Origin of the sequence: Polaribacter sp. L3A8 (assembly GCF_009796785.1) — a bacterium.
Taxonomy (GTDB): Bacteria; Bacteroidota; Bacteroidia; order Flavobacteriales; family Flavobacteriaceae; genus Polaribacter.
This window is the reverse complement of the sequence record NZ_CP047026.1, coordinates 3,885,891-3,909,389: the sequence shown is the minus strand read 5'-3', so window position 1 is coordinate 3,909,389 and position 23,499 is coordinate 3,885,891. Positions and strand designations below refer to the sequence as shown.

Sequence of the window (23,499 nt, the reverse complement as noted above, 5' to 3'; positions counted from 1 at the left end):
AAAATAGTGAGAAGAAAACGGTATTTACAATACTAACAACCATCTTAATTATATGTGCTTTAATGCTACTATTATTTAACTAAACCATGAAAATACACTTAAAATATTTTATCGCTTTTATTTTACTATTGATCATAGAAATACTTATCGAAAAATTTGCTACAGGTTTTATTAGATTTACAATAGGTGATTATTTAGCTGTTATGTTGGTTATACCTTGATAAAAAGTATCGTTAGCATATCGATAGAAAAAGCAATTTTAATAACCTTTATAATCGCTTTTAGCATTGAATTTCTTCAATTATCCGATTTACAAAATAACTTTCCATCAGCCTATTCTAAAACATTAAAAATAATATTAGGCACCTCTTTTAGTATTGGAGATTTAATAGCCTATACCCTTGGAGTTATTACTATATTAATTTTTGAAAAAGCAAAAGAGCAACACACAGCACTCTAAGTTATAATTATTTTCTTACCAAAAAAGAAACCTCAACTCTTCTTGCTTGTGAGTCACTTTGTGCGCTATAATCAATTCCATGGTATTGTGTTAATACTCTTGTTGCATGCACACCCCTTAACATTAAGGCTTTCTTAACCCCTTCTGTACGTAGCATTGATAAGTTTTCATTATAGATTGCATTTCCTTTATTACTTGCAAAACCTTTTACAATTATGTCTAAATTTTCATTTACCTCTAAAATAGCATACAAGTCTTCTACCGTCTGTAATGAGTTATCATTTAAAACTTTAGAATTATTGGCAAAATAGATCTCTTTTTTATAATTTTTATACTTTGCAATTAATTTTTCATAATTACTAGGTAATGTTTTATTTTGAGAGATCTCATTTTTAAGCTCTTGTATTTTAAATTCTAATGCTTCTAAATCGCTTACAGAAATTGCTTTATTTGGTTGATTTAAATGATGCCCCTCTTTATAAATTGAATCTTGTTTTTGTTGTACAATTATTGAATTATTAGCAGCCTGGTCTTCTGTAATTTGCTCAGGTTCTTCTACATTCCGATTAATAAAAGGTAAATAAACAACATTCGATTTAACGTTATTTGATTGTTTCTGTAATAACGCATGCCTAAGCTCACTAATTTCTAACTTAAGGTTTTTAAACTCATTAGACTCAGAGCTAAAAGTATTATTTTTTTGAGCACTATTATTTTGATTATTTAAGCGATTTTCTAATTCTTCTATCCTACTTTTTAAATAATCGAAGTCAAAACTAGAATTATTTTGTTTGGTAAAAATAGAATCATTCTGCTTAACTAATGTTATCTTAGAATTCTTTTTTAAGCTTTTCTCTTTTTTGTAAAGCCTAAACTTTTGGGTTAAAGACAAAATATCAGCCTCACTCATTACCACAATACTTTCCTGAGTATCATTAACATCCTTCTGCTGCCCATAACTCATAGTTAAAGAACCTAATAGAAGAAAAGAAATACTAATATATTTTATTGAATTCATTTTAATTTTTTTTTAAAATTTTAATAGTAATTACCACCACTTATTTATAAAACACAACAATATAAATATAAGTCACATAATTAACGAATTATTTTAACGAATGTGACTTAACAATTAAAAGTGTGTTTATAATATTGAAATCAATAACTAATTAATAATTAAATAAAATGAGAAAATTACAATTAGCAACAATGCTTCTTATTCTATGTGCCTACGTTGGTAAAGCACAAGTAAAAGATATCAGTTTTACAATATCACCAGCAGCAGAATACACTTGGTGGGATGATAAATCAGGGCTAGAAGACAATGTACTGGTTGGAGGAAAACTAGGTTTTGGTTTTGGTGAATTTATAGAGCTTAGAGGTATTTATTTACAATCTTTAGATCAAAAAACAGATTTTAGTAACTTTGGTATTACCGATTTTAACCCTTCACTTTTTAACACACAAAAGGTATCCGTTTCTCGTTATGGAGGTGAGTTTAAAGCAAACATTGGTACTAAAGGAGTGAAGCCTTATTTTACATTAGGTGCTGGTGTGCAAAATATAGATTTAGATACTAATGAAGATTTTGAACAAGTATACGCTACTTTAGGTTTAGGTGTTAAATTTAATATTACAAACCGTATTGTTTTTGCTTTAGAAGCAAAAAATACCACCTACAAATTTAATTCTGGTGTTGCTTTATTATCTAGTGAAGATAAAGCAAGCTTTGGTGTAACAGATGCCAATTTTAATAGCGAGCGCTTGTCTAACTGGTCTGCTCAGGGGTCTTTACAGTTTTATTTAGGAGGAAGAAAACCTGGAACTTTATCTGATTTAGATAAGGCGTATCTTCAAAATTTTAAAGGCGGTTTTAAAGGTATAAAATGGGTAATAGAGCCAAGTCTTGCTTATGTAGATTTTACTGGAGAATCTTTATACAAAGACACGTACATGTTAGGTGGTTATGCTGGTTTAGATTTAAATGAATACATTGGTATTAGAGCATTCTATTTTCAAGCAACTGAAAATGAAGAGATTTCTACCAACTTTGATAATATGGCAATGTATGGAGGGGAGTTTAGAGCTAGGTTAAATGATGGTAATGGCGTAATACCTTTCTTAACTTTAGGTGGTGGTTATATAAGTACAAGTAACAATTATGTTTCTGCACCTAATGTAAATGGCCTTTTAACGAATGTAGAAGGTGGCGAGTTTGCTACCGGTGGTTTAGGTTTAAATATTCCTTTAGGTAAACATGTATTAATTACAGCAGCTGCAAGAGCAATGATAACTTCTGGTGAAAATGCTAAAGACATTACTACCACAGATGACATTCAAACTCATATTTTTTACAACGCCGGAATTAAATTTTCTTTAGGTAAAAAATCAAAAGCTCCTAGTAGCGTTAATACAGAAAATTTAGAGAGAGAATTAACAGCTCAGGATGATAAAAATCATATAAAGATTGAACAACTTAAAAAAGAATATCAATCTAATATTAATACTTTAAATAATGATCTTAAAGCAGCCTACGAAACAAAAGATATTGAAAAAGCAGTAGAAATTCTTGAAGAGAAAAAACAAGTAGTAGCATCTTTAAAGGAAGTAAAAGAAGTTGAAAAAATACAAGTAAAAACAGTTAAGCAACAAGTTACTTCTGTTACACCTGTGGTGTCTACTTCTAAAGAAGTAAATACAAAAAAGATAGTAACAGCTCCTATTCAACTAGAAGAAAAATCGAAGTTAATTAAAATGACACCTGTAGAATTTGAATCTCTTATAGAGAGAATTCTTAAAAATTTAGATAACGAGAACCTTGAGCCTGCTAAAATAGAAGATGATAAATCTATACAGACAAAAAGTAGTACTATAGAACAAGACAAAAAAATTGAAGAATTAAATACTAGAGTTAATTTATTAGAGCAGTTATTATTACAACTAAATAGCAAAAAACAAACAGAAAAAGATAAGAATAGTGAACTTATTAATAAAATAAATGATTTAAATAAAGAAGATAATAAGAAACAGTAGACTTCTTTACTAAAAGAAAAAACACTTAAACTGTTTGAATCCATAGTGAATTTAAACAACTAGTAAACAAATCTTTAGCGAAGTTAGATTAAAAGCTGTTCTAGATAAGAACAGCTTTTTTTATTTCTATAAGTTAAAAAACAAGTTATTCTAGCAATAATTAAAGGCCTGTAGTAAATAGTTAGACTAGCTTGTATTATTACAACATAAAGAAACACAGCCTTAAACAAACTCGCAAGCTTTCTTCTATACTATTTATATGCGCAATAGAAATATAAAAAGTGTCTTCACTTTTATCTTTTTAGAGAAAGAGTGCTAAAGTAGATTTCGCTTAAACATTCATAAAACTATAATTTAAACAAGATTTTATAATTGTTAGAAAAGTGAATTAAGAACAATAAATAATAGGGATTAAAAAAAGTACTAAAATAAAAAAAGAGAGCATTCTAGAATGCTCTCTTTTTAGTATAAAATATAAAGGAATCTTTTAATCTAATACTTCAATATCATTTGTAACAATTTCTGAAATAGGAAAAACAACCTTATTAGGTTCTGTATTTAATGTAAGAGAAATACCATCTATAGACTCTATATAACCCGTGTAATTTTTTACTTTTATCTTTTGCCCAATATTATATTTCTTTCTTACATAAAAGGCTTTCATTAATTGACTAATTACTTCCTTAGACCCCAAAGCAAGAGATAAACCAATAGAAGTTAACACGATAAAAAGAATAACGGTTAAATTGTTAGATATAATACTAGTATCTATACCGGCTTGGTTAATTGCAGCAATGGTAACAATAGTAACAATTATATAAAAAACAAAATCACCAATAATATTACCTCCCATAATATCAAAAGATTCAAAGACTTTATTTAAAGAGCTTTTAATAAAGTTAGCAATATATAGACCTAAAATAAACAACACAATTGCTCCGAATAACTTTGGCAAGTATAAAAGTAAATCACTAATTACAGAAGAAATTGTTTGAAGTTCTAAAATTTCAAAAGCTAAAGTTATCGTTATCAAAAAAAGTGTACACTTAATAAAAAGTAGTATTATTTTTGAAACATCTAAATTTCTAATTTCCCTACCTAAAACTCCTTTTTGATTAATTCTATCAGATAAAGCATCAATTTTAATCAATTTTAAAACTTTCTTTAAAAAGAAAGCTATTACCTTATTTGTTAACCACCCTACAAAAAGTATTAAAATTGCACCAATAATATTTGGTAATAATTCGGTTATCACCTCAAATAAATTATTAAAAGAATTTATTGATATTTCTTTCCAAGCATTAAACTTCTCCATTATTATTCGTTTTAGTTGTTGATTTTTTTTCTATAATACTTTTAGCGGCCTCTGCGTAATTAACTGTAAATAAATTAGCTAAATCACTAACTAACAAACGCAAAGCAATTTTATTATTTACCTCGCTTTTAATTTCTTGAGGTACTTCCTGAAGTGGTGTCAATAATTTTTTAAAAGGGTTTTCCATTTTATATCAATTATTTATGTTCTTTAATTGCACTAATTTTTCTTTTGCTCTCTGTAGTCTCATTTTAATTGCACTTTCCCCAACATTGTATAACCTAGAGAGATCATTAATTGTCAGTTCATCTTGATATTTTAGCAATAATATCGTTTTATCCTCCGGACTTATTAGCATAAGTAACTTATCTAACGCTTCTACTTTTAACTCAAAAATACTTGAATCACTAACCTCCTCCTCTTGGAGATCGTCTAATTCATAAATTGGGGCTTTAGACTTTAATTGATTATGATGTTTATCTCTATTAACATAGTTGATACATGTATTATAAACAAAGACATATAACCATGCTTTAAACTTAGATTGGGACTGATAATCTTTTAGTTTAAAAAAAAGTTTTATAAAAATTTCTTGCGTTAAATCTTTAGCATCATCCTTGTCTTTTGTAAACCCTAAACATTTATTGTAAATGATTAGAGAATATCTATCATAAAGAACACCAAAAACTAAAGAGTTGTTAGATTCGCATATAATTTTAATAATTTCATCATCGGATAATTTTTTATACGACGTAAGCTTCATTTAATATTGTCTTTAAACATACAACACAAGTAATTTTAAAAAGTCACTTTATTATTATAGAAATAATTATATATTAATATACATTTTTATTTCTCATTTATAAGGTTAATTTTATTTAAGGAAACTAATTAAAAGGTGACTTTTTAATTTTGTTTGTGTTTTCTATATGAATATAAAACTCTAATACCATGAAGTTAAAAAATATTTTATCCCTTATTTTTATAATTCTTATAGTTGTTTTTTCTATACAAAATGCAGAAGCCACAGACGTCAATTTTTTATTTTGGAAAGTATCAATTTCTAGAGTATTGGTAATTTTAGGTAGCTTTTCTATAGGTATTTTGGTTGGTGTTTTAATGTCTATTAAATTTAAAAATGATAGAACAAACTCTTATTAAATAAGCTTAAAGTTGAAACGATTATAACTCCTTAAAAAAAAACGAAAGGCCAAATTTTTATCAGTAAAACTAGTTTCTTTACCAACGGTAATTATTGTAAATGATGATTTTAACGATTTTACAATTTATATAGAAATAGCATTTCGTGATATTAATTTACTTTTAAAGTTGGAGTATTGTTTAAAACTTACATTAGATTTATGTTCTATTGTAAAGATTGAAATAATCGGTAAAGTAAAAAACCTCGAAATTAAATCTCGAGGAATTATTTTTAGTTAAAATCAAAAGCAACAACACATTGTAGCTCTAATAATAAAGCAAATAAAATAATTAATCTACCAACCTAAACTCATACCAAGCAATAGCAGTTGTTTCTGTGCCAGGTAAATTTAGCTTTATTGGCCCTACTAAAGCATTTCCGTTTTTACTTTTAGCTAGCGGCATCATTACATTTGTACCTCCTTCTTCTATCAAAAAGCTATCACCTGTTTGTAACCTCGTATCAGGATAAGGTTTATCAAAAAGCATTCCTGAATCTGGGTACATTAAATTTTGAATAATTTTTTTTAAATCTACATCAATATAAGCCCAATCTACAAGTACTTTAGGATTAACGTTCTTATTTAATCCGTTTTTAAGTTTTGTATATTCTTTTAACCATGAATGTATTCTAAAACGAGTATTTACAGACTCATCAAATAGGTTAGGTGTAATAGTAAATATTAATGAATTATTAATTTGTTCTGGATTAAGACTTCTATCTTGCTTTACTGTAATTGTATTGTCTCCATTACCATTTATAATTTGGTTGGTATGGATTATACCATCTTCATTTGCAACACCTATTCTATTAGAAAACATGGGATACTGTTCTTTACCAGGAATACTTTTTAGGTTCATATTATTAAATGTAGACCTTGTTTTCTTGTATTCAATATATTGTTGTAAACCATAAATATCAGTTAACTTTCTATCTTGAGAATCTCTAGTTTGAATATTCTGAATTCCTGTAAGCGTTACTTTTAACTTTAAATTATTGGTTAATTTAGGAGTACATGTTCTAATATTTTGTGTAAAAACACTTCTCATACCTAAACGTTCGTTATTTAAATTACTAAGCTCATAACTTATAGGTGCAGCTTGCTCTGAGTTAGATGGAAGGCTTTCAAAGTAACTCCTTAAACTAGCCCCCGCATTTAAACCACCAGATTCAATTAAATTTCCAACTAATCTATAATCTGTTGTTGGATCTCCACCATAAAAAAGGGCTTTAATTGTAACTTCATTTTTAACTTTTAAACGATTAGAGTTATACTCTACACCTCCATCTTGAAATAATCTATCTATTTCTACACTTAAATCTGTTTCTTTAGTATTTAATTTAAATTTAGTTTCTAAAACCACAATAATTCTACGACCATAATTTACTTTAGACACATATAAAAAATCTTGCATATTAGGTTGTTCTTCTACAAAAACTTGCTCGGCATCTAACCCCTCTACAGAGATGCTAAACATATTTTGAAAAACCTCAACAATATAATAATGACTTTCTTTTCTATTTCTATTTGCATAGCTAGCAGCTGTTTCAATACCTATAATATTGTTTCTATACTCGCCATAAACCTCAAAACTAAATTCATCTATATTATGAACTTCTGTATACTCTGGGGCAAAATTAGACATCACGTTTCCGCCTTTATTTAAGTTATTTACTGCGGTTTGTATTTGACTAATTGAACCAGGGTTTTCAATAATTTCGGTAACACTTCCATTTCTATTCAAATCAGTGAAAATTGTAATAGGTTTTCTTGCCGCAACAACTGGTCTTCTATTAAAATTTAAAAAATCAGTTACATTCAAAATAACTCCAGGTTTTATCCAAGTTGGCACAGCTTCTTCTACAAACTCTTTAAAAGAACTACTATTTGCGTTTACGGTAATAGTTTGATTAACACATTCTAAACCATCTTCTAATTCTTTACCACTTGTATCTACAACAGTCGTTTCGATGGAGTTTTTTTCATCATCACTAATAACTGTAACACTCCTCTCTCCATACGTATCAGAAATACTAGAAAAATTATCTTTTACTTTAAAGTTTTTTAGAAAAGAAAATTTTGGATTCTTGGCATTAATTACGCCTGATTTACTCCCATTAAGGCTATAATATTTTTTAGGAATCTCTTTGTCTTCGGTGTCTTTTTTTATCAATTTTGGGTTAGTTTTCAGTTTGATTAGCCTACCCTTTTTAACTGATTTTTTAACGGTGTCTGTTTTTTTAATTTGAGCATTTATTCCCAAAGTAAAAAATAATATTAAGGTAAAATTTAGTAAATTTTTCATGTTATTTGTTTTAAATTTGTAGAATCTAATATACAAAACAATAACCACCAGCACTTTAAGGGTTTTTCCTGTTTTTTTTATAAGGGAATAAATAAAAAAGCACAACTACGTAAATGATAGCTCTTAATGTATGAATCATTAGAGCTATAAAAATTAATTCTAATTTATAAAAGTGATTTAATCCTGAGGAAAAACAGTAATTTTTATGACAATACAAGCTACCTCAAATCTTTCTGCGGATGCAGTTATTACCAACAAAATTGTATCGAATTACACAGATTTTGTACCTCGCATCAATGTATAACCTAACACATAATGCAAGATTGCACCGTATCAGATAAACAGTTTTCTACCAAAAAACATTATTTATGAAGTAAAATCTTGTTGAATTTTTCTAATAATATCTTCTAATCCATTTAGTTGCAGTTCATAAACCAATTCCATTTGTTTTCCTAATTTTCCATTAGGGAAGCCTTTATTTTTATACCAAACTATATAATGTTCTGGTAAATTGATTAAATATCTGCCTTGGTATTTTCCAAAAGGCATTTTCATTTTTGCTAAATCGATAAGAAACTGTCTGTCTTGAATCATTATTCTTTTCCTTCAATATAATCTTGTAAATAAGAAAAACGTGGGGTCAATTTTCCGTTTTCTGTCATTTTTGCACGTTGTAAAACGCCGTCTTTATCGTTATTAAAAAAAGCAGGAATTACGTTTTGTAAAAACATTTCTCCAAAACCTTCACTTGCATCTTTAGGCAATTCACAAGGTAAATTGTCTACTGCCATTACAACAATAGCATCTTTGTTTTTAAAACTAACTTCAGACTCCGTTTGTGGATGGTAACCATAAATAGGATCTGCAATGGTTGATGCTTTTAAAGTTGAAGCAACAGGACCATCTACATCGCAAGAAATGTCTGCCACAAATTTTATATGAAAATCTTTGGCTTTTGCATCTTCTCTTGTAAATAAATAAGGTGCTCCGTTGCCATAAAAATGACCAGCAATAAAAAAGTCTGTTACTTTTGCAAAACGCATAAAATCAGATTCGTAATTTTCAGGATGCTCATAAAAATCGAAATTATCAATAATCTGTCCGTCTTTACGCTTGTTATAATCTAACACATCTGCCAAACAGTAAACAGGCTCGTTAAACGAGTTGTTTAAATATTCATTTACAGAAACTTCTTTAATATTTATTCCATCTAACATTTCTTTTGCTCCGTAAGCCACTTTTCCGTTTCCTGTTAAAAGAATTTTTATGTTTGGTAATTTTATTTTCTTTAATTCAGCTATTAGTTCTTTTTGGCTATCTAACGTTGCTGCTTTTGGTAAATTAAATGTTTCGTTTGTTAAACCTATTGCTCTAAAACCATTGTAAGCACCAACAATACCTGCATAACGACCAAAACCAATTAAACGCATTCCGTTTTCACCTACAATCGTTTCATGATCATATAATTCTATGTTTTTTTCTAGAATAGCTAATAACAATTTTCTGTTATAGGGTTGCTTTTTAATAGTGTGACTAAAGAAAAAATATTTTTTATTGTTGATTAAAGCCTCAATTGGCACTTCTTTGACACCAAATAAAACATCGCAGTCTGACACATTTTCAGTTACCTCTAATCCTGCAGCTTTATAAGCTTCGTTAGAAAAGACTCTAATATCTGAAGATTCTACTTTAATAGCCGCTTCCGGATAGTTTTTCTTAAATTCTTGTAGCTTTCCTGGTGAAAAAACAACTCTTCTATCTGGTGGGTTTTTACGTTCTTTTATAATGCCAAACTTCATAATTTTAGTGTTTTTAGAGACCTTGAAACAAGTTCTGTAGGATTGGTATAATATTTGCTCGAAGATATTAGAATTTATGGTGATAAGCAACTGTATTTTTTATACTTTTGCAGACCGCGTTAAGGATTGAAGTGACATCCTTTTTAATTTTTCATTAAAAAGATATAACGGAAAGCCTGACCACGATTTTTTTTCGTGGTAACGCACAAACTATTAAAACGGGGACGACTGGTTTTGACAGCGAGGACAGTGAATTTGTAAGCATACCGAGTTATGAAATAACACTCGTTAAACCTAATTTCAACTTTTTAAACGGCGAAGATAACTACGCTTTAGCTGCTTAATCCGAATCACAGTAGGATTGGCCTCGGCACACTAGGTGTGCAAGCTTTATGTCCACGGAAAGCCCTGATTTACGGCGTTTCACTTTTGGATATCGTAAAAGTAAATATAGAAAACCTGGTACTTCGGAGGGTTTTTGAAACTAAAGAAGTTAAGCTAAAAGCAGATTGTTCTTAATCAACTTTTAGTCGAAAATTAAGAAAGAACTAAGTATGTAGAAAGCCTTTTGGCTGCTCGTTTGGACCCGAGTTCGATTCTCGGCGTCTCCACAAAATACCCTTATAAACCTAGTGTTTGTAAGGGTTTTTTATTTGCGTTGACATAGTCGTTGACAATATATTTACTTCAAATTATTGTAGTTTCTATGATTCAAATTTACTAATTTTATTGTTCAATATAAGTTATTCTTTAATATGAAAACAAAATTTTTAAAACTACATAATTTTATTCAACGAGAATTTTACTCTGATAGCAAACAATACTTTAATAAAAGATTCTATTTTGCTTTTGATTCAATTCCTTTTAACAAAAATCAAATAATTCATTGGGATAATAAAAATGAACTTAATTTTTTAAGTCTCGTAATGCAGCACCCTTTCATTGAGGATTTAATATCATATCGTAAAAAGATAAATACATTAGAAGAATATTGTGATATAAGCTATGATATTATTACTGATTATTTTAATAGATTAAAAAAAGAAAATACTTTATATACAAATGATTTTTTTGAAAGTAAACAAGAAGTCTTTGCGAACAATGTTGTAAAAGATAAAAGAGGAGATTTTTTTGTTAGTTTGAAAACTATTTTTTCTATGATTGAGGAAAAGCATTCTATTGATTTAGAAAAAAATAATAGTGAATCAAGAGAAAACACAAAACAAACAAAGTTAATAAAGAAGAAAGCTAAATCTGAATACAACTTAATAGTTGTAAAATATATGATTTTAGATAAGTTTAAGAAAACTCCTTTTGAATATTTTAATTATACAGATAGAAATAATAAAATAATAAAGAAAGAATCTAACCTTTACAAAACACTTGTTAGTACAGATGTAGTGAAAAACACTTTTAATAAAATAAGTAATTTTGAAATCTTTCTTAGAGAGGATAAAAATTCAGATTATATTGATGTTTTAAAACAAGATACTGATATAGCAAACGAAAAGGATATTATACTTTTTTTAGATAAACTAAAAAAGAACCAAAAAATGAATTAATTCGAACTAATTCTTATATGCTTTATTAGCTAAAATTGCACTCATAACATAAAAAACTATAGATTATGAATGCAAACTATACAGACCCATTATTTTAGCCCCCAATAAGTTCGGAGTGATATTTTAAATTTCAAAACTAATATATTTGAGATATGAAATACAAGAAATGGACTTTAGAACAGAAGTTAGAAATACTATCTGTTTCCGAAGAAATAGGTATCGTTGAGGCCTGCCGAAAATACAGCGTAAGTACTGGCACTTTCTATAGTTGGAAAAAGAAGTTTGAGCACAAAGGAGAAGCAGGTTTAAAAGTTACCTATGACACTAAAAGTAAAGAACTTAAAGCAGCTGAAGAAGAGAATCGAGTGTTACGAAAATTGCTGAGTGATAGAGAAATCGAGCTTGAAGTGCAACGTGAGCTTTTAAAAAAAAAGTTTGGGACGTCCGATCCAAGAAAGATCTAGTAGACACTATTTATAACAAACATAAAATCTCTAAGGCTAAGATTATAAAGATGGTTGGTATTGTATCGAGTAGCTATTATAGAGAACCTAGTGGCGGTAAAAAAGGAAATAAGCCATCTAAAGAGACTTTCCACAAGACTAAAGGTTTTGTATTACAAGACGCTGTAGTTGTGTCTATAAAAGAGATTTTAAAGCACGAGTTTATAGATTGTGGTTATCGATTAATGACCAGCTATTTAACTAGAGATGGTTACACTATCAATCATAAAAAGTTGTATAGAATTATGAAGGAAGAAGGCTTGTTGAAACTTGATAATAGGATAGATAGAAGTGGTTCTGGACGCAAGTTTGTAAAGTTTAGAAAGGTGCAAACTTCTAGACCTTTAGAATGCCTGGAGATGGATATAAAGATGGTTTGGATACCAAGTGTAGGAAAGAATGCTTATTTACTATCAGTTATTGACGTTCACACTCGAAGAATAGTAAAAGACTATTTTTCTTTTACTATTAAACAAAATCACGTTATAGCGCTACTTTCTGAGTTGTTTGAAAATTATGACTACCCTCAAAACGTGGTCATTAGAAGTGATAATGGAAGCCAGTTTATAGCAAAAAAAGTACGTGAATATTTAGGTCTCATTGGAGTGCAACAAGAATTTACACACGTAGCAACCCCAGAAGAGAATGCACATATAGAAGCCTATCATGGAATATTGAAAAAAGAAGTCTTTAATAGGTGGGACTACCAATATTTTGGAGAAATAGAGCAAATACTAAAACGCTTCGTGAAATTTTATAATAATAGAAGACTTCACGGCTTGTTAGGACGTATAACACCAATGGAAAAATGGAATGCAGATGAACATCTTATTAGAATGAAAAAGTTAACCGCTTAACCAATAATCGAAATTTAAAAGATTACTCTTGTTTTATAGGGGTCAAAACACCCATTTGGTCATATTTTCAATCAACTTTCAGAACTAAAAAATATAGTTCTCGAAATAAAAAATGCTCCTAAAGAAGATTTTAGTAACAAGTATTACACATATCAACAAGTTGCAGACCTATTACACGTAGATTACCAGAGTATCAGAAATTATGTAAACTCTGAATTCATAAAAGCGGAAAGTTTCGGTCCTCGAAAAAAACGCATACATCATTTTCAAATTTTCAATGAAGACCAAACATTGAAAGAATTTAAATACAAAAGAAAATGATAGATAGGTCTAAACAATACTTAAGAATTGGCACAACATATTATAAAATTGTACAATTCCCTTCTCTTAATGGTCAGTTAGTAGAAGTTCTAATACGATGGGACAAAAACACCATTATTCAAGATCATAACAGAAATTATTTAGGAAAAATACCCAAATACGATGGAAGCGTCTGTTATCCTAACCATATTAATTTCTCAAAAGAGATTAAAGGCTTCTACAATACCTATTCACAACTTAAATACAAACCGATTAAAGGAGAGATTGAAAACACTTTAAAGTTTTTCAATCATATTTTTGGAGAACAAATAGAAATAGGTCTTGATTATTTAAAAATATTATACGAATACCCTTTGCAAATACTCCCTATTTTATGTTTGGTTAGTAACGAACGTGCTACAGGAAAAAGTACATTTCTTAAATATCTTAAGGAAGTATTTTCTAACAATATGTCATACTTAGACAGTCACTCGCTAAATAGTAATTTCAATTTAGATTGGGGGAACAAACTTATTTTAGGACTTGACGAAGCTTTTTTTCAAAAAGAAGAAATTATCGAGAGAATTAAATACCTATCAACTTCTGATAAGAATAAAATAGAGGCAAAAGGTAAAGAAAAAATTGAAGTAGAATTCTTTGGCAAATTTATTATGTGCAGTAATAAAGAAGACAACTTTATTAAAATTGACGCAGATGAAATTAGGTTTTGGGTTCGTAAAGTACCTAAAATAATAGTTGATGATATTGATTTACTAAATAAACTTACAAATGAAATCCCTGCTTTTCTATACTTTATTCTTAATAGAAAATTTGCTAATGAAAGAAAAACAAGGATGTGGTTTACTCGTAAACAAATCTATACTCCTGCGCTTGCTAAATTAATTAAGAATAGTCGTAATAAATTGGAAAGTGAGATAGCCAGTATTTTGATTACAATTATTGACAAATTTGAATTAGATGAAGTAAAGTTTACTACTGATGATATTTTATCCGTATTACTAAAAAGAAGGTTTTTAACCAACAGTAACGAGCTAAGAAAGTTATTAAAAGTAAAATGGAAGTTACCCATTGCAGATAACAGTTTATCATATAAAAAATTCTATTTCCATAGCGATGGTGATATTACTATGGCTACAATTAGTAGTAAGGCTCGTTATTTTACAATTACTAAAGAATTTTTAAAGGAAAATTTTGATGAATTGATGAGTTAATGATGATTATAACTTATTGACTAATAAACAATAGTAAATAAATAGATAATTACTCTCATCAAATATTCATCAATAGCTCATCATTATTTGAAACTGATGAAAAACTTTATAATAACCTGATGAAAAGATGAATTAGTGATGCGTTTTAAATCTTAATGAATACAAGGGTTTTCCATTACAACTCATCAAATCATCAAAAAAAAACATACTATGAACTGTAATACAGCAAAAAGAATAAAATTAATTGAATTCTTTAAAAAATTAGGTTTTACACCTAAAAAAATAACAAATAACGATACGTGGTTTTTATCTCCCTTTAGAAACGAAACTACCCCATCACTAAAAATAAACAATCACAACAATATCTGGTATGACTTTGGAGAAGGCTGTGGCGGCAATATATTAGATTTTGTAATGAAATTACATCAATGTGACATTAAAAAATCATTAGAAATATTAAGTTCAAATAATTTTTCCTTTCATCAGCAAAAAGAAAAAACTACTATTCCTGAAAAATCGAATTATTCAATTACAAAAGTAGCAGAACTGTCTCATTTCAATTTGATTGATTATCTAAATTCCAGAAAAATAAATATTGAATTTGCTAAGCAATTTTTGTTTCAAGTTCACTATTCTTTCGATTCTATAAAAGAATATTATGGTATTGGTTTTATGAATGATTTTGGAGGATGGGAAATTAGAAATAAATCCTTTAAAGGTTGCTTGGGTAAAAAATCTATTACTACTATAAATAATAATTCTGATGTAATTTGTTTATTTGAATCTTGGTCTGATTTCCTTTCTTATTTAACACTAAAAAAACATATCCCAGAAGAGAACTTTATCATTTTAAATTCTACTTCTTTGATTAAAAAAACATTTGAATTAATTGAAGGTTACTCAAAAATAAAATGCTTTTTTGATAATGATGAAGCCGCAGATAATGCATTCAATATTATATGTAAATATTCAAATGTAAAAGTAGAAGATTATAGAGTTCATTACAAAAAATTTAAAGACTTAAATATATACCTACAACAAAAAAACAATAAAAGTTTATAGCGGTGGAATGCGAGATGTGTCTTTGTGGCTACAAAAATAATTCGTCCCTCATATTTTCATACCCCCAAAAACCCACTCGATTTTCTCCCTTTGGTCAAAAATTTAAAAAAGAAATTTAATGAATAAAGAAATCATTTTAAGGTTTAGAGTTACACTCCTTGAAAGTGAAACTATAAAACATAGAGCAGAAAAAACAAATCTTACTATTTCTGATTATTGCAGAAATTCAATTTTTAATAAAAGGATAAATTATGCTCTTTCAGAAGAAGAAGAAAAGGTGTATAAAAACCTTACCCGTTTTAATAATGATTTTGAAAGATTAGCTAATTATTTCAAACATAAAGACCCTCATTTTTCAAATGAAATTAGAAAAGTAGCACAAGAAATAAAAGTTGAATTAAGATATATAAGAGATTTACGAAATGGTAGGAAAAGCAACATCAGTAAGTAGTGGTGGTAGTGGATATAATTATGCTCTTGGAAAAGACCAAGCCGAAGTCATAGAAAAACACGGAATAGTTGCTGAAAACGGAAAAGAATTAGAAGACGAATTTAAAATATACCAAGAACAAAACTCAAGATGTAACAACAACAATATCAATATAATTATTTCACCAAGTCCAGAAGATATTCAGAAACTAGATAACGAGCAATTAAGAAGTATTACAAAAGACTTTATGAAAAAAATGGAACTAGATACACATCAATATGTAGCTATTAAACATACGCCGCCAAACGGCAGAATCCACGTACACGTGTATTGCAATCGAATTAACGAAAACGGAAAAGCTTTTAAAGATAATTTTATAGGAAAAAAGGCACAAAGAGTAGCGCAAGAAATAGCACAAGAACGAGGGTTAGTAAATGCAAAGGATATACAGAAAAATCAACAAATTTTAGATAAAGTGAATCTAAAAGAAATTCGACAACATATATACAATAAGCACAACGAAGTTATGCAAATAGGAAAGCCAAGAGATTTTAATGAATATATTAAACAGATGAAATTAAAAGATGTTGAAGTGAATTCAACAATAACCAAGCAGAATAAAATTCAAGGTTTTAGAGTAAAACATCAAGGCTTTGATTTAAAGGCTACGCAAGTTCATAAAAATATGAGCTTATCACGTACAGGTTTAAAAACGGATGTACCTAAACTTAAAAACATCTCTAAGGCTAAACCACTTTCTAAAGCTTTAGATGTTGGCGTGAGCATTCCAAAATTAGCCGTTAACGTTACTAAAGAAATAATCAAAAAAAAATCAAAAGGTATAAGACATTAAAATATGGCAAATAATAGAATAAGTACACAAGAAATCGCTGAAATATTAATTAAAAACATCGGTAAATTAGAGCAAACAAATATTGCTATAGAACGCACAGCTAAAAACATTACAGAACAGATAAAAACAGTTAGTGGTTCGGTTTTAAAAGTTGAAAAGCCTGATGTTTCTGATATGAAAATAATTATAGAAGAATTTCAACAAAACCAACATAGGTTTTTAAATCATAATAAAAGTCTTTTAGATGAAATTTCAGAATTAAAAAGCAAAAGTAAGTTAAGGCTACCTAATAGCGTTATTTATGTTTTAATTGGGTTCTCTTTACTTTGTATTAGTTTTGTGTTTTTCTCCTCTAAAATTAATACTTACAACGAACTAAAGGAAGTCAGAAAAGAAAGAGATTATTATTTAAACGTATTACAGCAAATACCTAAAAAAGAACGTGATAAATATATTAAGAAATAAAACTAAAGGTACACTACTCAAATACTTTTAGTTTTTATTAGCTACAACGTTGTTGTGTAGGAAAAGTTGCGGGTTTAAGCACTAAAGTTAGTAAATAAAACACAAACCAAGAAAATCCGAGAGGATTTTCGCAAGTAAGCTAAAACAAGCAATTTTTTTTACACGGTGTTGGCAACAGGCTTTTATTTATTCAGAATTATTTTTATAGGTTCAAATTTATTTTCTGTTTCTTTCCAAGAATTTACTGATTTTAAAATAATAATTGAACGCTTAATATTATACCAAATAAATTTTGCAAGTTTTTCGTCTATTATGTTCTTGAAAATTTCAATTGGTTTTTTATTTGTTGAGAATTCATACCATTTGTCATAAATTTTAATCACGTGTAATAATTCTTCTTCGTTAATTAAAATTCCTGCTTCAATATCCTTTAATTCCGTTTTTTCAATTTCTTTAGTATTTTCATTTATTAAATTAATCATTTTTTCAGATTGAGTTACTTCCAAAAGTTTGTCAGTCCAACCTTCGTTTACTTTCAATCTTGTTTTTTTGGTTATTTTAGAAACTTCCTCAAATGTTTTAAAAAAATCTTCGTTGTTCTCTCCAAAAGATTTGTCTTTATTTAATTCCTCAAAGCTTAAGTAGTTAAATTCAGATTTTTCCAGAATATTAATTTCAGTAAGCATTCCAAAAACTAATGATAATGCAAGTGAATCTGGATCTGATGTGATGACTTCTTTATCAATTTCTAAAATTGGAATAAATGGTTTTTTATTCGGATTTTCTGGATCAAAGATATTTTTTGTAATGTGAAAGTTAATTCCAGAATCACTATTTTTCGCAAATGTGAAATGTTGATTTTCGGGAATTCCTTTAAATCCCAAACTCCATAAATGTGGTCTTATATGAATCCAAAATAAATCTTTTATTCTGATGTGGTCGATTTTCTGTTCGATAGTTTTCGGTTTTTAGCTTGTTGCCAACATATATTAAGAAGGTAATCTCTGCCTAAATGACGAATAAAAAAGCTACTCTGTATCCTATATTTAATAGAATACAGAGTAGTTTTTTTATTCGGATATAAACTCCAATAACTCATCCCATTCACTATTTATAAAATGTGAATCTATTGTGTTAAAGATAAAAGAAAAATAATTACTAAATAAAGGGTCTTTTTCTATATTTAAATTATTAAAAATTAACTTAAGTATTTTTTCTACGTCATCTTTATCACATATGTGAGAAACTCTATTAGCATCTAGTTCTTTTTTTGCAAAAATTCGATAATGATTAAAAGATTCGATAAGCGTTATCTTATCGAATATATATTTTCTTTGAATATCTAAATTTTCATGTAAATTTTTAATTCGACTTTCAATTTGACCTGTTACTTTTACACAAAATTTTTCATCCTGATCTAACGATGTCAATTTTTGTTCCTTTAAAATATCTAAGGATTCTTGTATTTTACTATTAACAGTTTGCTGTGTTACTGTAATATTTTGTTTGGTACATTCATTTTTCATCAGTTGTTCTAACTTGTTAATATCAAGTAAAATTGTTCCCTCAATTGTATAAGTTTTCCATATAAAAACAGGTATCTTAAGTTTACTTTCAAGTTTTAATTTCAATTTTTCTTTCTGGACATCCGTCATAAAATCAGCATCTATGACTATAGAACATTTATCCCAAATAGATTGATTAGAACCTAAGCTTTCAAAAAATTCCTTATAATATTTTATCCTTTTCAATAAATTATCTAAACCTCTAAAAGACCAAAAAACACATTCTTTGTCAATATTTTTAACTTCCATTAACTTCTGAATATATTCTGAATCACCTACACCTTCAACAAAAATAATTTTATCTGCTTCAAGAGCATTTAAAATATCTAAAGATGTTTCACTTCCAATTTGATTCATTATTTTAGAATGATGAGAGTTTTCTATACCAATTTGTCTTTGTGGTAACTTAATTTTAACTACGGGTTCGATAATTGTATCTTCTTCATTAGAAACAGTGTCATCTATAAAAAATAAATTATTAGGATTTGCACTTCGTATCAATGATTCATTATGCGTAGTTAAAAAAACCTGGACTTCACTATCTTTCAAAAAATTAAGCAATCTTTTTTGAATATCTCTATGAATATGACTGTCGGGTTCATCTAGTAAAATAATATTTAACTCTTTATTTGACTCATAAATATGAAGAAGTATTTCTATAATTTGTATAGTACCACTACCTAGAAGAGATATATTTCTAAATCCAGTACCTTTTAGATTTACGTCTATTAAAATGTAAATATCTTTACTTATATCTCCGTTGATTTTAAAATCAATAAGACCGAATTCATTGTAAACAATCTTAGACAAAACCTTTTTGAAACCCTCAAAATCACCATATTTATATAGTTTAAAAAGTCTATTTCTAAAAAACAAAGAAGATTTTCTAATTTTAATTCCTTCTTCTATTTTTGGTGTAATTGCAAATTCTTCAAATGAGGAAATTGTTGCTACAGGTGTAGAAAAATAACACCCTATACTTTCTGGCAAAGTACTGAAAACTTCATTGAATTTTGAAAAATTAAAATCATCATGTTTATCAAGATATACATTATAATTATTTCCATTTGCTAATTTCATTATAAAGCATATTTCTAAATCATTCGCCTCATCAATAAATATCGTTGCAGATAGTTTTATAATTTTACTATCATCTAACTTGTAAAAAATATCTTTATAACCGAAACTTCTTACAGAATTAATATCTCTATAATCTATATAGTTTTGATTTTTTCTACCTAACCTATAGTCTCCTGAAGAAATCCCAAGGCTACCGTCGCTTTTTTGAGCTTGAAAAACTAGTTTGCTAAAAATTTCATTCCAAAGTGAAATAGCTTCAAGAATTGTTGTTTTCCCACTGTTATTAACACCTGTTAGTATATTGGTATTACTATTAGCTCTTGGATTCAATGTTGTAACGCAACAAAACGTTTATGTTTTTTGATGTTACTAAGCTACAAATTTAAGTTCTAAATCCATCATTTCTTTAGGTGTTTTATAACCAATAATTTTTCGAGGTCTGTTGTTCAATTTTTCTTGAATAATTAGGAGTTGATTAATGTCAATTTCATTAAAATTAGTTCCCTTTGGCAGATACCTTCTAATGAGTCCGTTCGTATTTTCATTTGTTCCTCTTTCCCAGGAAGAATAGGGGTGAGCAAAGTATATTTTCATTCCCGTATTTTGAGTAATTTTTTCGTGTCTAGCCATTTCAATTCCGTTGTCGTAAGTCATTGTTTTTTTATAAATAGGATTTAATTTGTTTAATATTTTAGAAAACTCATTGGCTACTTCACCTGCTTTTTTGGACTCTAATTTTACAATTAAAGTAAATCTAGTTTTGCGTTCTACTATAGTTCCAATAGCGCTTTTATGGTTCTTTCCAATGACTAAATCACCTTCCCAATGTCCGACTTCATTTCTAAGTTCAATATGCTGTGGTCTATTGTCAATACTTACTTGGTTTATTATTTTAGATCCGCCACCACGTCTTTTTTTAGGGGTTCTACGTCTTGTTTTTTTACGTACTAATAGTTTGATTAATTTTTTGTTTAAACGTGCTTGTGGTCTTGTGTAAATATGTCTATAAATAGCTTCGTGAGAAATAGACATTATTGGATCATTAGGATACAGCTCTTTGAGTCTTCCTGAAATTTGTTCAGGTGTCCAGTTTGACAAAAGGCCTCTATAGACAAAAAATTTAAGTAGAGAATATGTACTTATTTTATCTAAGTTTCTTTTGTTTAAATAATCTTCTTTAACACACCAATGAGCAAGTTCAGCATCGTAATTATCTTCCTTTTTCTGCACCCATTTATTCACTTCTCTTGTAATTGTTGAGGGTGCTCTTTTTAGTTTTTTAGCGATGTATGATTTTGACTTTTTTTCTATTAAAAGTGTCTGAATAATCACTCTTTCTTTTAAAGTTAATCTTCTATGTTTTTTTAATTCCATTTTACAAATCTATTAATTTAGATTTGTTGCGTTAAGTTATTGAATGGAGGGCTTTAATTTTAAATTTCCTATAACCTCTAAAATTATCAATGTAAAATTCTTTTAAATGCACCGTCTATTTTTGTTTTTAATAATTACAATAAGGTAAATAATGGTATTTAAATATAATCTCTTTTCTGATTTTGTTAATTTTGTTGATATCAACAAAATTAAGATTTATACCTAACTCTTATTATTTTTATTTCGTTCTAATATTTGATAATAGTAACTAAAAGGTTTGTCATAAAAAATAATTTCTCGTTTTGTATTTTTATTGATTTCATCTTCTCCATTTACTTCTTCAAGTTCCTTTACACTCTTGAATAGATCATAATATAATTTACTTCGATTTCTGTCTAACTTTTTAATTTGCCTTATTGAATCTTTATTAATACTTAATTCTTTAAAACCATTTTTCCAACACATATCTGTTGAGACTTCTTCATAATTATTTAATCCAATTCTTCCAACTGACATTCCAATTAACCTATTTATTGCAGATTGAATTACAGCCCCTTTAACTTTTCTTTGTCCATGTTCGATTGCTTTTTTAACCTCAGTTACTATTTTTTTTTGCTTTTTAAGTTCCTTCTCTAATGATTTTTTCCTCACCCGAATATTTCCCTTATGATGAATTTCATAACCAACAAAAGTAATCCAAGGAAATCCATTATTTTCAATAGCCCCCCATTTATACGCCCCCTTCGATTTCGTATGCCAAAATGGGTGAAATGTAAATTTTGTTGGACTTATTTGTTTTGTTAATTTATCTACAAATTTATGTGGAACTAATTTCAACTCTCTTAAAGATTTTTTATAAATAGCTTTTGCTTCCTCACATTTATTTTTATCCTCGTGTATTATTAACATATCATCACAAAATCGAATATAAAACACATCTGTTTTTAATAATTCTTTATCTGCTTCATTTAATACTATGTTTGCTATTAGACCTGATAAAGCACCACCTTGAGGTACTCCAATTCTTTCTTTCTCAATGTCTGAATAGTATTTTAATTCTATTAATCGATTCTTAACCCAGCCAAATTCGCCGTTTGGAATTTTATAACTATTCCAATACTTAGTATCTTTTGCTAATGGTACATTTATATTAAAAGCATAACAATTTAAATATTCATTAAAAATATGTTTCACAATTTTGAAATCAAAATTTGGATTATCTACTTCTGATTTATCAATTAAAATATTAAATAATTTTTTTACGATTTTATGATTTACTGAATCATAAAACTTTTCCATATCACATTCAACAACAAATTGATCTTTATAATTATTTGTTTTTTGCAACTCAACAATGTCTCTTATACAATCTTGATGTGAAATCACAGATGTTCCTTCTTTATTTTTTTTTGAGCGAAAAGCATATGATGAATCTTCAAAATACCCATCAAAGAGATTAGTTAAAAAATTATTCGAAATACTCAAAATTATTCTTTCTTTAAGAGAAAACATTGAAATAGGCCTACATTTATTAATGTCAATTTCAGAAATAAACTCTTCCTTTAATTTTGGAAAAATAAGAGGCTTTTTTATATTGAAATCATCTTCTTTAATTGTTGATTGAATATCTTTTACAAACTTATCAAGCTCTAGAAGCCATTTCGTTTGAGGAGCTTTTTTTCTGTAAAGTTTAATCGTTTTTAATATTGAATAGTAATTTTTATCATTTGAAGTTAATTTTTCAGTTCCATTCCTATTCATTCTTGATTTATAACCAAGTTTTACCCATCTTTTTCGTGGAGGAAGAATTTCACTTAATTGAGTATTTAATTCAAATTGGTATTCTGAAAATTCATTTTTATCAACAATATTTAATTCATTGTTATGGTAGTTATATCTATCAGAATCAGTTAAAAGGTGAATTAGATGTTTTTTGTTACGTGTTTTAGCAATTTTCACACGTAGTTTACAAATGTGAGTTACAATTGCTCTTTCTGTAAAATATGTAGAAAAATCTTTCATAAATAAAAATAAGAAAAAAGGTTCCTGTTTGTGCTTGCACACGACAATTGATACTGACACATAAATGAAGTCATTTTTTT

22 protein-coding genes and 1 other RNA gene are annotated in these 23,499 nt (G+C 28.0%); 12 read left to right on the top strand and 11 right to left on the bottom strand.

Annotated elements, in window-relative coordinates:
- The first annotated feature begins 217 nt into the window (after nucleotides 1-217).
- Nucleotides 218-460, top strand: a complete 243-nt coding sequence (locus tag GQR92_RS16210) for a DUF2809 domain-containing protein (RefSeq protein ID WP_158841347.1) — start codon at nucleotides 218-220, stop codon at nucleotides 458-460.
- A gap of 7 nt (nucleotides 461-467) precedes the next feature.
- On the opposite strand, the gene GQR92_RS16205 is transcribed toward GQR92_RS16210, so the two are convergent.
- A complete protein-coding gene (locus tag GQR92_RS16205) occupies nucleotides 468-1,478 on the bottom strand; it encodes an OmpA family protein (RefSeq protein ID WP_158841345.1) in 1,011 nt (336 codons plus the stop codon).
- Nucleotides 1,479-1,645: 167 nt separating this feature from the next.
- On the opposite strand from GQR92_RS16205, the gene GQR92_RS16200 reads away from it, so the two are divergent.
- The gene (locus tag GQR92_RS16200) at nucleotides 1,646-3,493 is read left to right on the top strand and encodes an outer membrane beta-barrel protein (RefSeq protein WP_158841343.1); all 1,848 of its coding nucleotides are present in this window, start codon (nucleotides 1,646-1,648) and stop codon (nucleotides 3,491-3,493) included.
- A 487-nt stretch (nucleotides 3,494-3,980) separates the two neighbouring features.
- On the opposite strand, the gene GQR92_RS16195 is transcribed toward GQR92_RS16200, so the two are convergent.
- From GQR92_RS16195 to GQR92_RS16185, 3 genes are read right to left on the bottom strand one after another with little or no spacing between them, the layout of a single operon-like run.
- The gene (locus GQR92_RS16195; RefSeq protein ID WP_158841341.1) at nucleotides 3,981-4,808 is read right to left on the bottom strand and encodes a mechanosensitive ion channel family protein; all 828 of its coding nucleotides are present in this window, start codon (nucleotides 4,806-4,808) and stop codon (nucleotides 3,981-3,983) included.
- Complete coding sequence (locus tag GQR92_RS16190) at nucleotides 4,795-4,995, bottom strand: hypothetical protein (protein WP_158841339.1); 201 nt, start codon at nucleotides 4,993-4,995, stop codon at nucleotides 4,795-4,797. Before GQR92_RS16190 ends, GQR92_RS16195 begins: the two co-directional genes overlap by 14 nt.
- A 6-nt stretch (nucleotides 4,996-5,001) precedes the next feature.
- Nucleotides 5,002-5,571 carry an RNA polymerase sigma factor gene (locus tag GQR92_RS16185; RefSeq protein ID WP_158841337.1) on the bottom strand — a complete coding sequence of 190 codons (570 nt, stop codon included), beginning with the start codon at nucleotides 5,569-5,571 and terminating at the stop codon, nucleotides 5,002-5,004.
- A gap of 188 nt (nucleotides 5,572-5,759) precedes the next feature.
- On the opposite strand from GQR92_RS16185, the gene GQR92_RS16180 reads away from it, so the two are divergent.
- Complete coding sequence (locus GQR92_RS16180; RefSeq protein ID WP_158841335.1) at nucleotides 5,760-5,969, top strand: lipopolysaccharide assembly protein LapA domain-containing protein; 210 nt, start codon at nucleotides 5,760-5,762, stop codon at nucleotides 5,967-5,969.
- Between the two features lie 330 nt (nucleotides 5,970-6,299).
- On the opposite strand, the gene GQR92_RS16175 is transcribed toward GQR92_RS16180, so the two are convergent.
- From GQR92_RS16175 to GQR92_RS16165, 3 genes are all read right to left on the bottom strand, one after another.
- Nucleotides 6,300-8,315, bottom strand: a complete 2,016-nt coding sequence (locus tag GQR92_RS16175) for a thiol-activated cytolysin family protein (RefSeq protein ID WP_158841333.1) — start codon at nucleotides 8,313-8,315, stop codon at nucleotides 6,300-6,302.
- 366 nt (nucleotides 8,316-8,681) lie between these two features.
- Entirely contained in the window at nucleotides 8,682-8,909 is a 228-nt protein-coding gene (locus GQR92_RS16170; RefSeq protein WP_158841331.1) for a DUF3820 family protein, read from the bottom strand.
- Nucleotides 8,909-10,114 (bottom strand): NAD(P)-dependent oxidoreductase, encoded by a 1,206-nt coding sequence (locus GQR92_RS16165; protein WP_158841329.1) that lies wholly within the window; start codon nucleotides 10,112-10,114, stop codon nucleotides 8,909-8,911. The genes GQR92_RS16170 and GQR92_RS16165 overlap by 1 nt, the downstream gene beginning before the upstream one ends.
- A 220-nt stretch (nucleotides 10,115-10,334) precedes the next feature.
- On the opposite strand from GQR92_RS16165, the gene ssrA reads away from it, so the two are divergent.
- From ssrA to GQR92_RS16120, 9 genes are all read left to right on the top strand, one after another.
- Nucleotides 10,335-10,728: a transfer-messenger RNA gene (ssrA, locus tag GQR92_RS16160) on the top strand.
- A 312-nt stretch (nucleotides 10,729-11,040) separates the two neighbouring features.
- Nucleotides 11,041-11,676, top strand: coding sequence for a hypothetical protein (locus GQR92_RS16155; RefSeq protein ID WP_158841327.1), 636 nt, complete (start codon nucleotides 11,041-11,043; stop codon nucleotides 11,674-11,676).
- A gap of 152 nt (nucleotides 11,677-11,828) precedes the next feature.
- Nucleotides 11,829-12,140, top strand: coding sequence for a transposase (locus GQR92_RS16150; protein WP_158838313.1), 312 nt, complete (start codon nucleotides 11,829-11,831; stop codon nucleotides 12,138-12,140).
- 8 nt (nucleotides 12,141-12,148) lie between these two features.
- Entirely contained in the window at nucleotides 12,149-13,036 is an 888-nt protein-coding gene (locus GQR92_RS16145; protein ID WP_158842018.1) for an IS3 family transposase, read from the top strand.
- A gap of 317 nt (nucleotides 13,037-13,353) precedes the next feature.
- A complete protein-coding gene (locus tag GQR92_RS16140) occupies nucleotides 13,354-14,568 on the top strand; it encodes a primase-helicase family protein (protein ID WP_158841325.1) in 1,215 nt (404 codons plus the stop codon).
- 210 nt (nucleotides 14,569-14,778) lie between these two features.
- Complete coding sequence (locus GQR92_RS16135) at nucleotides 14,779-15,630, top strand: toprim domain-containing protein (RefSeq protein WP_158841323.1); 852 nt, start codon at nucleotides 14,779-14,781, stop codon at nucleotides 15,628-15,630.
- A 118-nt stretch (nucleotides 15,631-15,748) separates the two neighbouring features.
- The gene (locus GQR92_RS16130) at nucleotides 15,749-16,081 is read left to right on the top strand and encodes a plasmid mobilization protein (protein ID WP_158841321.1); all 333 of its coding nucleotides are present in this window, start codon (nucleotides 15,749-15,751) and stop codon (nucleotides 16,079-16,081) included.
- Complete coding sequence (locus GQR92_RS16125; RefSeq protein ID WP_158841319.1) at nucleotides 16,053-16,913, top strand: relaxase/mobilization nuclease domain-containing protein; 861 nt, start codon at nucleotides 16,053-16,055, stop codon at nucleotides 16,911-16,913. Before GQR92_RS16130 ends, GQR92_RS16125 begins: the two co-directional genes overlap by 29 nt.
- Nucleotides 16,914-16,916: 3 nt before the next feature.
- The gene (locus tag GQR92_RS16120; RefSeq protein WP_158841317.1) at nucleotides 16,917-17,378 is read left to right on the top strand and encodes a hypothetical protein; all 462 of its coding nucleotides are present in this window, start codon (nucleotides 16,917-16,919) and stop codon (nucleotides 17,376-17,378) included.
- A gap of 182 nt (nucleotides 17,379-17,560) precedes the next feature.
- On the opposite strand, the gene GQR92_RS16115 is transcribed toward GQR92_RS16120, so the two are convergent.
- The 4 genes from GQR92_RS16115 to GQR92_RS16100 form a co-directional block, all read right to left on the bottom strand.
- On the bottom strand, nucleotides 17,561-18,262 hold the full coding sequence (locus GQR92_RS16115) for a hypothetical protein (protein ID WP_158841315.1): 702 nt from the start codon (nucleotides 18,260-18,262) through the stop codon (nucleotides 17,561-17,563).
- A 186-nt stretch (nucleotides 18,263-18,448) separates the two neighbouring features.
- Nucleotides 18,449-20,353 (bottom strand): ATP-dependent nuclease, encoded by a 1,905-nt coding sequence (locus tag GQR92_RS16110; protein ID WP_158841313.1) that lies wholly within the window; start codon nucleotides 20,351-20,353, stop codon nucleotides 18,449-18,451.
- A gap of 39 nt (nucleotides 20,354-20,392) precedes the next feature.
- Entirely contained in the window at nucleotides 20,393-21,397 is a 1,005-nt protein-coding gene (locus GQR92_RS16105) for an IS30 family transposase (protein WP_158838205.1), read from the bottom strand.
- A 222-nt stretch (nucleotides 21,398-21,619) separates the two neighbouring features.
- Nucleotides 21,620-23,419, bottom strand: a complete 1,800-nt coding sequence (locus tag GQR92_RS16100; RefSeq protein WP_158841311.1) for a reverse transcriptase/maturase family protein — start codon at nucleotides 23,417-23,419, stop codon at nucleotides 21,620-21,622.
- Between the last annotated feature and the right edge of the window lie 80 nt (nucleotides 23,420-23,499).